The sequence below is a fragment of the Pseudomonas sp. TZ252 genome, from assembly GCF_056110345.1.
In genome coordinates this window covers 6,126,368-6,139,813 of record NZ_CM148566.1, presented here as the reverse complement: position 1 = coordinate 6,139,813, position 13,446 = coordinate 6,126,368, and the positions used below count along the sequence as shown (strand labels likewise).

Annotated in this window: 15 protein-coding genes; 13 read left to right on the top strand and 2 right to left on the bottom strand. The window is 67.4% G+C overall.

Annotated features, from left to right (window positions below):
- Positions 1-17: 17 nt before the first annotated feature.
- The 11 genes from pscB to pscL are packed head-to-tail and all read left to right on the top strand — an operon-like array spanning position 18 to position 7,079.
- Positions 18-440: a YscB family type III secretion system chaperone PscB gene (pscB, locus tag ACYAF3_RS28290; RefSeq protein ID WP_003100754.1), complete on the top strand. Its 423-nt coding sequence runs from the start codon at positions 18-20 to the stop codon at positions 438-440.
- The gene (pscC, locus tag ACYAF3_RS28285) at positions 440-2,242 is read left to right on the top strand and encodes a SctC family type III secretion system outer membrane ring subunit PscC (RefSeq protein ID WP_003109511.1); all 1,803 of its coding nucleotides are present in this window, start codon (positions 440-442) and stop codon (positions 2,240-2,242) included. Before pscB ends, pscC begins: the two co-directional genes overlap by 1 nt.
- 1 nt (position 2,243) lies before the next feature.
- Positions 2,244-3,542 (top strand): SctD family type III secretion system inner membrane ring subunit PscD, encoded by a 1,299-nt coding sequence (pscD, locus tag ACYAF3_RS28280; protein WP_003113552.1) that lies wholly within the window; start codon positions 2,244-2,246, stop codon positions 3,540-3,542.
- Complete coding sequence (pscE, locus tag ACYAF3_RS28275) at positions 3,505-3,708, top strand: YscE family type III secretion system co-chaperone PscE (RefSeq protein ID WP_003115377.1); 204 nt, start codon at positions 3,505-3,507, stop codon at positions 3,706-3,708. Before pscD ends, pscE begins: the two co-directional genes overlap by 38 nt.
- Positions 3,709-3,710: 2 nt before the next feature.
- Entirely contained in the window at positions 3,711-3,968 is a 258-nt protein-coding gene (gene pscF / locus ACYAF3_RS28270) for a type III secretion system needle filament protein PscF (RefSeq protein WP_003087729.1), read from the top strand.
- A gap of 2 nt (positions 3,969-3,970) precedes the next feature.
- Positions 3,971-4,318 (top strand): YscG family type III secretion system chaperone PscG, encoded by a 348-nt coding sequence (gene pscG, locus ACYAF3_RS28265; RefSeq protein WP_003100735.1) that lies wholly within the window; start codon positions 3,971-3,973, stop codon positions 4,316-4,318.
- Positions 4,315-4,746, top strand: coding sequence for a YopR family T3SS polymerization control protein PscH (gene pscH, locus ACYAF3_RS28260; RefSeq protein ID WP_003122856.1), 432 nt, complete (start codon positions 4,315-4,317; stop codon positions 4,744-4,746). The genes pscG and pscH overlap by 4 nt, the downstream gene beginning before the upstream one ends.
- Positions 4,746-5,084 carry a SctI family type III secretion system inner rod subunit PscI gene (pscI, locus tag ACYAF3_RS28255; protein WP_003120330.1) on the top strand — a complete coding sequence of 113 codons (339 nt, stop codon included), beginning with the start codon at positions 4,746-4,748 and terminating at the stop codon, positions 5,082-5,084. The genes pscH and pscI overlap by 1 nt, the downstream gene beginning before the upstream one ends.
- Positions 5,081-5,827, top strand: coding sequence for a SctJ family type III secretion inner membrane ring lipoprotein Psc (pscJ, locus tag ACYAF3_RS28250; RefSeq protein WP_004342903.1), 747 nt, complete (start codon positions 5,081-5,083; stop codon positions 5,825-5,827). Before pscI ends, pscJ begins: the two co-directional genes overlap by 4 nt.
- Positions 5,828-5,835: 8 nt before the next feature.
- Positions 5,836-6,456 (top strand): SctK family type III secretion system sorting platform protein PscK, encoded by a 621-nt coding sequence (pscK, locus tag ACYAF3_RS28245; protein ID WP_003087734.1) that lies wholly within the window; start codon positions 5,836-5,838, stop codon positions 6,454-6,456.
- A complete protein-coding gene (pscL, locus tag ACYAF3_RS28240) occupies positions 6,435-7,079 on the top strand; it encodes a SctL family type III secretion system stator protein PscL (protein ID WP_023084393.1) in 645 nt (214 codons plus the stop codon). Before pscK ends, pscL begins: the two co-directional genes overlap by 22 nt.
- A 102-nt stretch (positions 7,080-7,181) precedes the next feature.
- Here pscL and bglX read toward each other — a convergent pair whose 3' ends face one another.
- Both bglX and ACYAF3_RS28230 read right to left on the bottom strand, forming a co-directional pair.
- On the bottom strand, positions 7,182-9,476 hold the full coding sequence (gene bglX, locus ACYAF3_RS28235; RefSeq protein ID WP_003113557.1) for a beta-glucosidase BglX: 2,295 nt from the start codon (positions 9,474-9,476) through the stop codon (positions 7,182-7,184).
- A gap of 170 nt (positions 9,477-9,646) precedes the next feature.
- The gene (locus ACYAF3_RS28230; protein WP_023114226.1) at positions 9,647-11,704 is read right to left on the bottom strand and encodes a putative bifunctional diguanylate cyclase/phosphodiesterase; all 2,058 of its coding nucleotides are present in this window, start codon (positions 11,702-11,704) and stop codon (positions 9,647-9,649) included.
- 352 nt (positions 11,705-12,056) lie between these two features.
- Here ACYAF3_RS28230 and ACYAF3_RS28225 point away from each other — a divergent pair, with 352 nt between their 5' ends.
- Entirely contained in the window at positions 12,057-12,398 is a 342-nt protein-coding gene (locus ACYAF3_RS28225) for a ribonuclease E inhibitor RraB (RefSeq protein WP_003087738.1), read from the top strand.
- A 97-nt stretch (positions 12,399-12,495) separates the two neighbouring features.
- The gene (locus tag ACYAF3_RS28220; RefSeq protein WP_003100718.1) at positions 12,496-13,194 is read left to right on the top strand and encodes a type 1 glutamine amidotransferase; all 699 of its coding nucleotides are present in this window, start codon (positions 12,496-12,498) and stop codon (positions 13,192-13,194) included.
- Positions 13,195-13,446 lie beyond the last annotated feature (252 nt).

Below are 13,446 nucleotides of genomic sequence, written 5' to 3'. Positions count from 1 at the left end.
GGCCCTACCGAGGAATCATGGATCATCTGTTGAGCGGATTGGCCACTCGCCTGGGCCAAGGGCCCTTTGTTGCCGATCGGACGGGTTCGTACCACCTGCGCATCGACGGACAGAGCGTCCTGTTGCTGCGCCAGGGCGACGACCTGCTGCTGGAAAGCCCGCTGGAGCACGCCCCCCTGGATCCGCAGCGCGACCAGCTGGGGTTGCTGCGGGCGCTGTTGTCGCGGGTCGCCAGTTGGAGCCGGCGCTATCCCCAGGCCATCGTCCTGGACGCGGACGGGCGCCTGCTGTTGCAGGCGCGGCTGGGCCTCGACGGCCTCGATCCCGAGCGACTCGAACGGGCCCTGGCCGCCCAGGTGGGGCTGCTCGAGGCGCTGGCGCCGGAGCTGGAACCGCTGCCCCGCGGGTTGCCGCCGCAGGCTCCGGTGTGGCGTCCCTGATGCGCCGCCTGCTGATCGGCGGACTGCTGGCGCTGCTGCCTGGCGCGGTCTTGCGCGCGCAGCCGCTGGACTGGCCCAGCCTGCCTTACGACTATGTGGCGCAGGGCGAAAGCCTGCGCGACGTGCTGGCCAACTTCGGCGCCAACTACGATGCCTCGGTGATCGTCAGCGACAAGGTCAACGACCAGGTCAGCGGTCGCTTCGACCTGGAAAGCCCGCAGGCCTTCCTGCAGTTGATGGCCTCCCTCTACAACCTCGGCTGGTACTACGACGGCACCGTGCTGTACGTATTCAAGACCACCGAGATGCAATCGCGGCTGGTGAGGCTGGAGCAGGTCGGCGAGGCCGAGCTGAAGCGCGCGCTGACCGCCGCCGGCATCTGGGAGCCGCGCTTCGGCTGGCGTGCCGACCCTTCCGGGCGGCTGGTGCACGTGTCCGGTCCGGGGCGCTATCTCGAACTGGTCGAGCAGACCGCCCAGGTGCTGGAGCAGCAATACACCCTGCGCAGCGAAAAGACCGGCGACCTCAGCGTGGAGATCTTCCCGCTGCGCTATGCGGTCGCCGAGGACCGCAAGATCGAGTACCGCGACGACGAGATCGAGGCGCCGGGCATCGCCAGCATCCTCTCGCGGGTGCTCAGCGATGCCAACGTGGTTGCGGTGGGCGACGAGCCGGGCAAGCTGCGCCCGGGACCGCAATCGAGCCATGCGGTGGTCCAGGCGGAACCGTCGCTGAACGCGGTGGTGGTGCGCGACCACAAGGACCGGTTGCCCATGTATCGCCGCCTGATCGAAGCCCTCGACCGGCCCTCGGCGCGGATCGAGGTCGGCTTGTCGATCATCGACATCAATGCCGAGAACCTCGCCCAGCTGGGCGTCGACTGGAGCGCCGGGATTCGCCTGGGCAACAACAAGTCGATCCAGATCCGCACCACCGGCCAGGATAGCGAGGAGGGCGGCGGCGCCGGTAACGGGGCGGTCGGCAGCCTGGTGGACAGTCGCGGGCTGGATTTCCTGCTGGCCAAGGTCACCCTGTTGCAGAGCCAGGGACAGGCGCAGATCGGATCCCGGCCGACCCTGCTGACCCAGGAGAATACCCAGGCGGTGCTCGACCAGAGCGAAACCTACTATGTGCGGGTCACGGGCGAGCGGGTGGCCGAGCTGAAGGCGATCACCTACGGCACCATGCTGAAAATGACGCCGCGAGTGGTGACTCTCGGCGATACGCCGGAGATCAGCCTCAGCCTGCACATCGAGGACGGCAGCCAGAAACCCAATAGCGCCGGCCTGGACAAGATCCCCACGATCAACCGCACGGTGATCGATACCATCGCCCGCGTGGGCCATGGCCAGAGCCTGCTGATCGGCGGCATCTACCGCGACGAACTGAGCCAGAGCCAGCGCAAGGTACCCTGGCTCGGCGACATTCCCTATCTCGGCGCGCTGTTCCGCACTACCGCGGACACCGTGCGCCGCTCGGTGCGGCTGTTCCTCATCGAGCCGCGGCTGATCGACGATGGCGTCGGCCATTACCTGGCGCTGAACAACCGTCGCGACCTGCGCGGCGGCCTGCTTGAAATCGACGAGTTGTCGAACCAGAGCCTGTCGTTGCGCAAGCTGCTCGGTAGCGCCCGCTGCCAGGCGCTGGCGCCGGCCAGGGCCGAACAGGAGCGCTTGCGCCAGGCCGGCCAGGGTTCGTTCCTCACGCCCTGCCGGATGGGTGCGCAGGAGGGCTGGCGGGTGACCGACGGCGCCTGTCCCAAAGACGGCGCCTGGTGCGTCGGCGCGGAGCGCGGGAATTAGCATGGCCTGGAAGATCCGCTTCTACAGCGGGCTGAACCAGGGCGCCGAAGTCTCGCTCGGAGAGGGCCGGGTGGCGCTTGGCAGCGATCCGTTGCAGGCCGACCTGGTGTTGCTCGACGAGGGCATCGCGGCAGTCCACCTGGTGCTCGAGGTCGATGCCCAGGGCGTGCGCCTGCTGGAGTGGGCGGAGGGCTGCGAGCCTCGCCAGGACGGCCAGGCGCAAGTCGCCGGAGCGATCCTGCAGGCGCTTGCCGGGCAGACCTGCGGCCCGCTGCGCTGGGCATTCTGCGACCCGCAGCGGAGTTTTCCCGAGCGTTTCCCCGAAGCCGAGGTGCAGACCGCGCCAGTGCGCCGCAAGTCGTCCGCCCGTGCCGGCGGGGCCTGGCTGCTCGGCGTCAGCCTGGCGCTGGCGCTGTGTCTGCTGGGCATGCTCGTCGAACCCTGGTCGGCCCGCCAGCACGGCATGGCCGGCGAGGAGCCCCTGGCGAAGGTGCGCGCCTACCTGCGCGAGCAGGGCATGAGCGAGGTGGATGTGCAGCGCCAGGGCGACAGTCTCCTGCTCGGCGGCTACCTGGAGGACAACGCCCGGCGCCTGGCGCTACAGCGCTACCTCGATGGCAGCGGCGTGGACTACCGACTGGAAGCACGGAGCATGGAAGACATTCGCCAGGGCGTGGATTTCATCCTGCAGAAATTCGGCTATCGGCAGATCCTCAGCAGCAACGCGGACAAGCCTGGCTGGGTCCGGCTCAACGGCGAACTGGCGGAACAGGACGAACGCTGGGCGCGGATCGACGCATTGCTGGAGTCCGAGGTGCCGGGCCTGCTCGGGGTGGAAAACCAGGTCCGGGTGGCCGGCTCGCACCTGCGCCGCCTCGAGCGCCTGCTGGCGGACGCCGGCCTCGACCGGCAACTGAGTTTCCGCGAGCGCGGCGAGCGCATCGAGTTGAGCGGCACGCTCGACGAGGTCCAGCTCAGCGCCTTCTACCGCCTGCAGCGCGAGTTCCAGCAGGAATTCGGCAACCGCCCGAGCCTGGTGCTGCTCAGTCGCGGCAAGCGCGCCAGCGGCGACGAACTGGAGTTCACGATTCGCTCGGTGTCGCTGGGGCGGGTGCCCTATGTAGTGCTCGGCGACGGCCAGAAATACCCGGTGGGCGCCTCGACATCCCGCGGTGTGCGAATCCTCGCCATCGAGCCGGAGTCGATCCTGGTGGCCCGCGGCAAGCAGCGTTTCATCATCAATCTCAAAGGGGAGGTGCTCCATGATGACAGCCTTGGAAACGCGACTGTCGGTCGCTGACGGCACGCATGCCGCAGCGCTCCGGCAGCGTCTGCAGGCGGCGCTGGCGGAGTGTCGCCGGGAACTGGCCAGAGGCGCCTGCCCGGAGCACTTCCAGTTCCTGCAACAGCAGGCCCGGGCCCTCGAAGGCGGTCTCGGCATTCTTTCGCAGCTCACAGAGGACTAAGCATGGCGCAGATATTCAACCCCAACCCGGGGAATACCCTCGATACCGTGGCCAATGCCCTGAAGGAGCAGGCCAACGCAGCGAACAAGGACGTCAACGACGCGATCAAGGCCTTGCAGGGGACCGACAATGCCGACAACCCGGCGCTGCTGGCCGAGCTGCAACACAAGATCAACAAGTGGTCGGTCATCTACAACATCAACTCGACGGTGACCCGTGCGCTGCGCGACCTGATGCAAGGCATCCTGCAGAAGATCTGAACATGGACACTTCACTGATACGCGAATTGGCGGAACTGGCGCTGGCCGGCAGCGGGCAGCACTGCCACGAAGAGGCGCTGTGCATCGCCGAGTGGCTGGAGCGCCTCGGACAGGACGAAGCGGCGCGGCTGATCCGGATTTCCAGCCTGGCCAACCAGGGGCGCTATCAGGAAGCCCTGGCCTTCGCCCATGGCAATCCCTGGCCGGCGCTGGAGCCCTGGTTCGCCTTGTGCGAGTGGCACCTGGGGCTGGGCGCCGCGCTGGACCGCAGGCTGGCCGGGCTGGGCGGCAGCAGCGATCCTGCCCTGGCCGACTTCGCCGCCGGCATGCGCGCCCAGGTGCGGACATGAGCCGCATCGACACGCCGCCGGGATTCGCCGTCTATCCGTCGGCCAGTCCAAAGGCGGCGAACCTGCCGGCTGTCGATCAGGTGCTGGCTTTCGAGCAGGCCCTCGGCGGCGAGCCGCCGGCGGCCGGACGCCGCCTGGCCGGGTTGGAGAACGGCGCTCTCAGCGAGCGCCTGCTGCAGCGCTTTGCCCAGCCGCTGCAAGGGTTGGAGGCGGACCGCCTGGAGCTGAAGGCGATGCTCCGTGCGGAACTGCCGCTGGGGCGCCAGCAGCAAACCTTTCTCCTCCAGTTGCTCGGTGCAGTCGAGCATGCGCCGGGCGGCGAATACCTGGCGCAACTGGCGCGTCGCGAATTGCAGGTGCTGATCCCGCTCAACGGCATGCTCGACAACCTCGTGCGCAACAGCCACAAACTCGACCTGGAGTCATGATGGATATCTCTCGGATGGGCGCCCAGGCGCAGATCACCAGTCTCGAAGAACTCTCCGGCGGCCCGGCCGGCGCGGCCCACGTCGCCGAGTTCGAACGGGCGATGGGCGGTGCCGGCAGCCTGGGCGGCGACCTGCTCAGCGAACTGGGGCAGATCAGGGAGCGTTTCAGCCAGGCCAAGCAGGAGTTGCAGGTGGAGCTGTCGACGCCCGGCGACGATCCCAACAGCCTGATGCAGATGCAGTGGTCGCTGATGCGCATCACCATGCAGGAAGAGCTGATCGCCAAGACCGTCGGGCGCATGAGCCAGAACGTCGAAACCCTGATGAAGACCCAATGAGGCGAACGGTGAAAGATCTGTCGCGCATGGCGCTCCTGGCGCTGGTCCTGGCGTTGGGCGGGTGCAAGGTCGAACTCTATACCGGGATCAGCCAGAAGGAAGGCAACGAGATGCTGGCGCTGTTGCGTTCGGAGGGCGTTTCCGCGGACAAGCAGGCGGACAAGGATGGCACCGTGCGCCTGCTGGTGGAGGAATCGGATATCGCCGAGGCGGTGGAGGTGCTCAAGCGCAAGGGCTATCCGCGGGAGAACTTCTCCACGCTGAAGGATGTGTTTCCCAAGGACGGGCTGATTTCCTCGCCCATCGAAGAGCGCGCGCGGCTCAACTACGCCAAGGCCCAGGAGATTTCCCATACCCTTTCCGAGATCGATGGCGTGCTGGTGGCGCGGGTCCATGTGGTGCTGCCCGAGGAGCGCGACGGACTGGGCAGGAAGTCCTCGCCGGCATCGGCCTCGGTGTTCATCAAGCACGCCGCCGACGTGCAACTGGATGCCTACGTGCCGCAGATCAAGCAACTGGTGAACAACGGCATCGAAGGCCTCAGCTACGACCGCATCAGCGTGGTGCTGGTGCCGTCGGCCGGGGTCCGCCAGGTCCCGCTGGCGCCACGCTTCGAGAGTGTCTTCTCGATCCAGGTGGCGGAGCACTCGCGCGGACGCCTGCTCGGTCTGTTCGGCCTGCTGCTGGCGTTGCTGCTGGCGAGCAACCTGGCGCAGTTCTTCTGGCACCGGCAACGGGGCTGAGCGGCGCGATGCCATTGACGGCCTACCAGTTGCGCTTCTGCCCGGCCCGCTACATCCACGAGTCGCACCTGCCCGCGGTATTGCTGCGGTTGCTGCCGGCGCTGCCGGACTGGCGGCGACAGAGCGTTCTCAACGCCTGGCTGCTGGAGCAACTGGAACTGGACTGCGCGTTCCGCATGCCCGCGCAACTGGGCGGGCTGGCCCTTTACCCGCAGGCGGCGCTGGAACGGACCCTGGGCTGGCTCGGTGCGCTGCTGCACGGCCAGGCCTTGCGGCAGGTGCTGGACGGTGCGCGGGTACGGCGCATCCGCGCGCAGATCGGCGAACAGGGCCAGCGTTTCTGCCTGGAACAGCTCGACCTGCTCATCGGTCGCTGGCCGCCCGGCTGGCAGCGGGCCTTGCCGGAAAACCCGGAAGACGGCTATTTCCGGCGCTGCGGCCTGGCTTTCTGGCTGGCCGCCTGTAGCGATGCCGACTGCGGTTTCTCGCGGCGCCTGCGCCTGCGTCTGGAGGCCATGCCGGCCCCGGCGGACTGGACCTTCGACGAACAACGGCGATCCCTGGCGCGGACCCTGTGCCTGAAGGTCGCCCGACAAGCGAGCGATGAATGCTTCCATTTGTTGAACTAGACGCCAGTCGCGTACGGCTGGCCCCCGGGCAGGCCCTGTTGCGCGCCCGCGACTACCAGGACTACCTCAGCGCCAACCGCCTGGTGGAAGCGGCACGCGAGCGTGCCGCCGAAATCGAGCGCGAGGCCCACGAGGTTTACCAGGAGCAGAAGCGCCTGGGCTGGGAGGCCGGATTGGAGGAGGCGCGTCTGCGCCAGGCCGGGCTGATCCAGGAAACGCTACTGCGCTGCAATCGCTACTACCGGCAGGTTGATCGCCAGCTTGGCGAGGTGGTGCTGCAGGCGGTGCGCAAGGTGTTGCGCCACTACGACGCTGTCGAGCTGACCCTGGCGGCCACGCGCGAGGCACTGGCATTGGTGAGCAACCAGAAGCAGGTGATCCTGCACGTCCAGCCGGAACAACTGGTCGCGGTGCGCGAGCAGGTCGCCCGGGTGCTCAAGGATTTCCCCGAGGTGGGCTACCTGGAAGTGGTCGGCGATGCCCGGCTGGACCAGGGTGGTTGCATCCTGGAAACCGAGATCGGGATCATCGACGCTTCGCTCGACAGCCAGTTGGCGGCGTTGCAGGCCGCATTGACGGAGAGCGTGGCGCGGAGCGGCGAGGAGGAAGGGGACGCCGGTTGAGGGAACCAGGCGCCGCCCCCGGCCCGGGCGTTGGCTCCGGGCCGAGGGCTGAGACGCTGCCGTTCGCCCGCGGCGGCGACGCTGGCGGTGCGGTCGGCGCCTTCAGAGCAGGGTGAAGCTGCGGCTTTCGGTTTGCGCCGAATCCAGGCCGACGAAGACCTTGAACTCGCCCGGCTCGGCCGTGTGCCTGAGCTGGCTGTCGTAGAACTTCAGGTCTGCCTCGCCGAGGCGGAAGACGATCTCCCGCGATTCGCCGGGCTCCAGCATCACCTTGCGGAACCCGCGCAGTTCCTTCACCGGACGGCTGAGGCTGGCGACCGGGTCCTGCAGATAAAGCTGGACCACCGTGGCGCCGGCGCGCTTGCCGCTGTTGCTGAGCGTGACCCGCGCTTCCAGGGTAGCGCCGCGGGCCAGCCGTTCGCTGGACAGGCGCAGGGGCGAGAGACTGAACTCGGTGTAGCTGAGGCCGTAGCCGAACGGGTAGAGCGGGCCGTTGGCTTCGTCGAAATAGCGCGAGGTGTATTTGCCGGGGTTGTCGTGGTCCATCGGCCGGCCGGTGTTCAGGTGGTTGTAGTAGACCGGTACCTGGCCCACCGAGCGGGGGAAGGACATGGTCAGCTTGCCGCTGGGGTTGTGCTCGCCGAACAGCACGTCGGCGATGGCGTTGCCGCCTTCGGTGCCACTGAACCAGGTTTCCAGGATCGCGTCGGCGTTTTCCTGCTCCCAGCCCAGCGACAGCGGTCGGCCGTTCATCAGCACCAGCACCAGCGGCTTGCCGGTGGCCTTCAGTGCCTTCAGCAGCCGCCGCTGGCTGGCCGGGATGCGCAGGTCGGTGCGACTGGAGGCCTCGTGGGCCATGCCCTGCGATTCGCCGACCACGGCGACCACCAGGTCGGCGTCGCGCGCGGTGCGCAAGGCCTCCTCGAGCATCGCCTCGGCGGAGCGCGGATCGACCTCGACTTCCGGGTTGTAGCTGTTCAGGTAGTCGAGGATCGCCTGGTCGCCACTGACGTTGGCACCCTTGGCGTAGAGCAGGGTGGCACGCTCGCCGACGGCATTGGCCAGGCCCTGGTAGACGGTTACCGCCTGGCGTGGCACGCCGGCTGCCGACCAACTGCCGATGACGTCGCGCTGGCTCTTGGCCAGGGGGCCGATCACGGCGATCCGCCCCTGTTTCTTCAGCGGCAGCAGACCGTCGCGGTTCTTCAGCAGGACCAGTCCTTCGCGAGCCACCTCGCGGGCGGCCTGGCGGTGCAGGCGGCTCTCGGCGTTGGTGTCGAACGGCGGGTCGTCCGGCTTGCCCAGGCGCCGGTAGGGATCGGCGAACAGGCCGAGGTCGTACTTCGCCGCCAGCACGTCGCGGCAGGCGCGATCGATGTCGGCCTGGTCGATCTCGCCGGCCGCCAGCAGCTTCGGTAGCCAGGTCGAGTAGAGATCGTCGTTCATGTTCATGTCGACACCGGCCTGGATCGCCAGGCGCGTGGCGTCCCGCTCGTTGCCGGCGAGGCCGTGCTTGATCAGTTCCTTCACCGCGCCGTGGTCACTGATGGTCAGCCCCTTGAAGCCCCACTGCTGGCGCAACAGGTCGGTCAGCAGCCAGCGGTTGGCGGTGGCGGGCACGCCGTTGATGGTGTTCAGCGAGACCATCACCGCGCCGGCGCCGGCGTCCACCGCGGCCTTGTAGGGCGGCAGGTAGTCCTGGAACATGCGCGGCAGGCTCATGTCCACGGTGTTGTAGTCGCGGCCGCCTTCGGCCGCGCCGTACAGGGCGAAGTGCTTGACCGCCGCCATGATGCTGTCCGGGGCGGCCAGGTTGGAGCCCTGGTAGGCACGGACCATCACGCCGGACAGCAGCGAGGTCAGGTAGGTGTCTTCGCCGAAGCCTTCCGAGACCCGCCCCCAGCGCGCGTCGCGGGTGATGTCGACCATCGGCGAGAAGCTCATGTCGAGCCCGTCGGCGCTGGCTTCCAGGGCGGAGATCCGCGCGCTGCGGGCGACCACCTCGGGGTCCCAGCTGGCGGCCAGGCCGAGGCTGATGGGAAAGATGGTGCGGTGCCCGTGGGCCACGTCGTAGGCATGGAACAGCGGGATCTTCAGGCGGCTATGGCGGACCTGGTCCTGCATGGCGCGAATGTCCGGGCGGGTCACGGTATTGAAGATGGCGCCGACCTTGCCGGCGCGGATGTCCGCCATCAGCGCTTCCTTGGGATGGTCGGCGCCGACGCTGACCAGGCGTAGCTGGCCGATCTTTTCCGCGTTGCTCATGCGAGCCATCAGGCTGGCGATGAAACGCTCCTTGTCGGTAGCCGGTGGATTGCCGGATTCGCCCTGGCCAGCCGCCAGTGCCGGGCTCCCGCTCAGCCCGATGAGAAGCCCCAGTACACACAGCCTGTTCATGCATGTTTTCTCGTTATTGGATAGACGCTCGTCGTGGCGGCGTGACATGTCGCGGCATGCCGCCCGGCGGGCGCGACATAAGGTGTTCGCAGCGCGGGCGGAAGTCAACGAGACGGCGATGGGCGAATCTGCCGGTTCTGACAGGTCCCGTGGCGCGCCGCTGGCGGCGCTCAGGCGACGCTGGGGAGCAACTGCTCGGCCGGCATCGGCCTGCCGAGCAGGAAGCCTTGCAGCGAATTGCAGCCGAGGCGGGTCAGGAACTCCTGCTGGGCCTCGGTTTCCACGCCCTCGGCGACGATCTTCAGGTTCAGCGTGCGGCCGAGGGCGACGATCGCCGAGACGATCGCGGCGTCGTCGCTGTCGTGGGCCAGCTCGTTGATGAAGCCACGGTCGATCTTCAGTTCGCTCGCCGGCAGGCGTTTGAGATACAGCAGGCTGGAGTAGCCGGTGCCGAAGTCGTCGATGGAGATGCCGACGCCCATCGCCGACAACTGCTCGAGGATCACCAGGCTGGCATCGGCATCGCGCATGGCGGTCGATTCGGTCACCTCGAGGATCAGGTGGCTGGGCTCCAGGCTGTGGCGCAGGAGTGCGTTGCGTACCGAGTCGACCAGGCCGGCATGGGCGAACTGCAGGGCCGAAAGGTTCACCGCGATGTTCCAGTCCGCATGTCCGCCGTCCAGCCAGAGGCGCATCTGCCGACAGGCTTCGTCGAGCACCCACTCGCCGATCTGCACGATCAGGCCGGTCTTTTCCGCCAGCGGCAGGAACTGGCCGGGGGTGATCAGCCCGTGTTGCGGATGCTCCCAGCGCAGCAGCGCTTCCACGCCGATCATCGGTCCGTTCGGCGCCAGTACCTTGGGCTGGTAGTGCAAGACCAGTTGCCGGCGCTCCAGGGCCTGGCGCAGGTCATGCAGTAGTTGCAACTGTTCCTGGGCGTTGGCGTTCATCGAACTCTCGAAGAAGCAGTAGCCGTTCCGTCCCTGGTCCTTGGCGTGATACATCGCCGCGTCGGCATTGATCATCAGTTCGTGGCGGGTCTGCCCGTCGCCGGGGTAGAGCGCGATGCCGATGCTCGCCGAGATCCGCACCTCGTGGCGGGATATCTGGTACGGCTGGCTGATCCGCTTCACCAGCTTCTCGGCCAGGGTCGCGGCGTCGGCGGGCTCTCGGGCCTCGATCAGCAGGACGAACTCGTCGCCGCCGAGGCGGGCGATGGTGTCCTGGGCGCGGACGTTGGCGCGGATACGCTCGGCGACTTCGATCAGCAACAGGTCGCCGAGGTGATGGCCGTAGGCATCGTTGACCGCCTTGAAGCCGTCCAGGTCCATGAACAGCACGGCGAACCGGCGATCGTCGCGGATCGCCTGCTGGATCGCCTGCTCCAGGCGGTCGTCGAGGAGCATGCGGTTGGGCAGCTTGGTCAGGTTGTCGTGCAGGGCCAACTGGATCAGCTCGCGGTTGGCTCGTGCGAGGGAGGTGGCGAGCACCGAGGTACGTGCCTCGAGGCGCGAGTCCAGCACCGAGACGATCAGGGCGATGGCGATCACCGCCAGGGTGATCACGATGACCAGCACCGCCAGCCAGCCGTTGTCGATGCCTCGGCCGGCGGCGCCGCAGAAGCTGCCCAGGGGGAACTGCGCGGCGGCCATCCCGGTGTAGTGCATGCCGACGATGGCGCAGCCCATCACCAGGGCGGCGCCGGCGCGGACCAGGACGATGCGCCGGCTGCCATGGCGCAGGCGGAAGGCGATCCACAGCGCGGCGCCGGAGGCGATCACCGCGATCAGGATGGAGAGGCCGAGCCACAGCGGGTCGTAGACGATCCCCGGCATCATCAGCAGGGCGGCCATCCCGGTGTAGTGCATGGCGGCGATGCCGCTGCCCATCAGCAGGGCGCCCAGTGCCAGGCGTTGCCAGGGGAGTTCCGCCTGGCACACCAGCCAGAGGGCGAAGGCCGAACTGCCGACGGCCAGCAGCAGCGACAGCAGGGTCAGGCCCAGGTCGTAGCCGAGCGGGATCGGCAGGCTGAAGGCGAGCATTCCGACGAAATGCATCGACCAGATGCCGAAGCCCATGGCGAAAGCGCCGCCGATCAGCCAGGAGAGCGCCTCGCGGCCTTTCGCCAGGGTCACCCGGCCGGCCATGTCGAGAGCGGTGTAGGACGCCAGGATGGCCACAATCAGGGAAAAGGCGACAAGAACCTGGTTGTAGCTGCTGATAAGCATGAAAGCGTCCGAACGGGATAGCGGGAGAGAAGTGGTTGATATCAACCTGATATTATTGCACGAGTCGCTTTCGCCAATGCCATCGGGCAGGACCAACGGTCGCCGGCGCAGGCGGAATCTTGCTCAACGGCCGGGCCTTTTGTACAGCGCTTTGTCTGCCGCCGGTCGCCGCCCGCCGGGGCAGGCGGCGGAAAGCTCGGCAGCGCTGGCAGGTTGACGCTACCCTGAAAGAAGCCATGGTCGTCCGATCTTCCTCTGGCTTGATCAAAAAACTCTCATGATCGCCGACGATGGCTTCAGCTGAATGGGGAATCGGTGAACTTTCTGAATGTCTCGACAGGAGGTGCGTCTCATGGAAAAGCCCTTCTCGGATGATGTCAGCGTGAATGTCCTGCGTCGCATGAAAGAAGGCGGCTTCGACTTCGCGCGCATCCATCCCATCGACTTCTTCGCCATCTTTCCCAGTGAGCGGGAGGCCCGCCAGGCCGCGGGCCAGTTTCGCGGCGAGTCGCTCAGGGCCCAGGTCGTCGCTCGCGACGATGGCTCCTGGAACCTGCAGGTCAGCAAGGTGATGTACGCCACCCATGCCGCCATCGGTGCCTTCGAACACGACCTGGAGGAAGTCGTGGTGCCGCTGGGCGGCGTGCTGGACGGGTGGGGCGTGACCCAGGAGGTCACTTCGCTGCGTCCGTGACGGCGGCGGGACCCCGGCCGCGATCCCGGGCCGGGGCTCCTGCGTCGGGCTTTCCTTCCTCGAAGGCTTTCCTTCAGACTGGGGAAGGAGGTAAGCCATGAGCGATATTCTGATCCTGACCCATGCCGAGTTCTGTCCGCCAGGCCATCTGGGTGCCGTGCTGGCGGAGCGCGGCCTGGACTTCCGCGTGATCCGCGCCGATCTCGGCGAACTCGCCGGTCTCGACGCCGAACGCCCGCGAGCGGTGGCGATCATGGGTGGGCCGATGAGCGTCAACGACGACCTGCCCTGGTTGCGCGACGAACTGGCGCTGCTGCGTCGCTTCATCGAGCGGCGCATCCCGCTGATCGGCCATTGCCTCGGCGGCCAGTTGCTGGCCCGCGCCCTGGGCGCGACGGTGCGGCAACAGCCCTACACCGAAATGGGCTGGCAGCCCATGCAGCGGGAAAGCCGCGACAGTCCATGGCTGGCCGGGCTGCCGGAGCGCTTCTCGATCTTCCAGTGGCACGGCGATGCCTTCGACCTGCCGCAGGGCGCCGAGCGCCTGCTGTCCAGCCCCTGGTGCGAGAACCAGGGGTTTTCCTGGGGTGGTCACGTACTCGGCCTGCAAGGCCATCCGGAAATGACCGAGGAACTGGTGCGGCGCTGGATCGCCGGCTGGCCGCACCTGCTCGATCCCTCCCAGCCCAGCCAGCAATCCGCCGAGGACATGCTGGCCGGGTTGCCTGCCAGGATTGCCGGGCTGAATCGGGTGGCCGAGGGTTTCTACCGTCATTGGCTGTCGCTGATCGATTGACCTTCCCGGCCGCGGGCGCCCCCCTGGCACTACCGCCGGTCCGCTTTATCGCTCGTTCGAGCGAGACGGCTGTCTGCATGGAAGGGAGGGGATAAGCCGTCTCCCTTCCGGGTCTGTTCTAGACTTATCGGTCCCACAGGTCGCTTCGCGATCGGCAGGTCGATGCCGGTCCGTGGCCGCGGGGCGCGCATGCCGTCGAACGGGGCGCCCTTCCTCTCCCTGTGGGCAGGATGCACCAGACTGGGGCGAACC

Excerpts from the sequence above, each read along its gene's own strand:
- pscB (WP_003100754.1), top strand. The coding sequence starts at position 18 with ATGGATCATCTGTTGAGCGGATTGGCCACTCGCCTGGGCCAAGGGCCC.
- pscC (WP_003109511.1), top strand. The coding sequence starts at position 440 with ATGCGCCGCCTGCTGATCGGCGGACTGCTGGCGCTGCTGCCTGGCGCG.
- pscD (WP_003113552.1), top strand. The coding sequence starts at position 2,244 with ATGGCCTGGAAGATCCGCTTCTACAGCGGGCTGAACCAGGGCGCCGAA.
- pscE (WP_003115377.1), top strand. The coding sequence starts at position 3,505 with ATGATGACAGCCTTGGAAACGCGACTGTCGGTCGCTGACGGCACGCAT.
- pscF (WP_003087729.1), top strand. The coding sequence starts at position 3,711 with ATGGCGCAGATATTCAACCCCAACCCGGGGAATACCCTCGATACCGTG.
- pscG (WP_003100735.1), top strand. The coding sequence starts at position 3,971 with ATGGACACTTCACTGATACGCGAATTGGCGGAACTGGCGCTGGCCGGC.
- pscH (WP_003122856.1), top strand. The coding sequence starts at position 4,315 with ATGAGCCGCATCGACACGCCGCCGGGATTCGCCGTCTATCCGTCGGCC.
- pscI (WP_003120330.1), top strand. The coding sequence starts at position 4,746 with ATGGATATCTCTCGGATGGGCGCCCAGGCGCAGATCACCAGTCTCGAA.
- pscJ (WP_004342903.1), top strand. The coding sequence starts at position 5,081 with ATGAGGCGAACGGTGAAAGATCTGTCGCGCATGGCGCTCCTGGCGCTG.
- pscK (WP_003087734.1), top strand. The coding sequence starts at position 5,836 with ATGCCATTGACGGCCTACCAGTTGCGCTTCTGCCCGGCCCGCTACATC.
- pscL (WP_023084393.1), top strand. The coding sequence starts at position 6,435 with ATGCTTCCATTTGTTGAACTAGACGCCAGTCGCGTACGGCTGGCCCCC.
- bglX (WP_003113557.1), bottom strand. The coding sequence starts at position 9,476 with ATGAACAGGCTGTGTGTACTGGGGCTTCTCATCGGGCTGAGCGGGAGC.
- ACYAF3_RS28230 (WP_023114226.1), bottom strand. The coding sequence starts at position 11,704 with ATGCTTATCAGCAGCTACAACCAGGTTCTTGTCGCCTTTTCCCTGATT.
- ACYAF3_RS28225 (WP_003087738.1), top strand. The coding sequence starts at position 12,057 with ATGGAAAAGCCCTTCTCGGATGATGTCAGCGTGAATGTCCTGCGTCGC.
- ACYAF3_RS28220 (WP_003100718.1), top strand. The coding sequence starts at position 12,496 with ATGAGCGATATTCTGATCCTGACCCATGCCGAGTTCTGTCCGCCAGGC.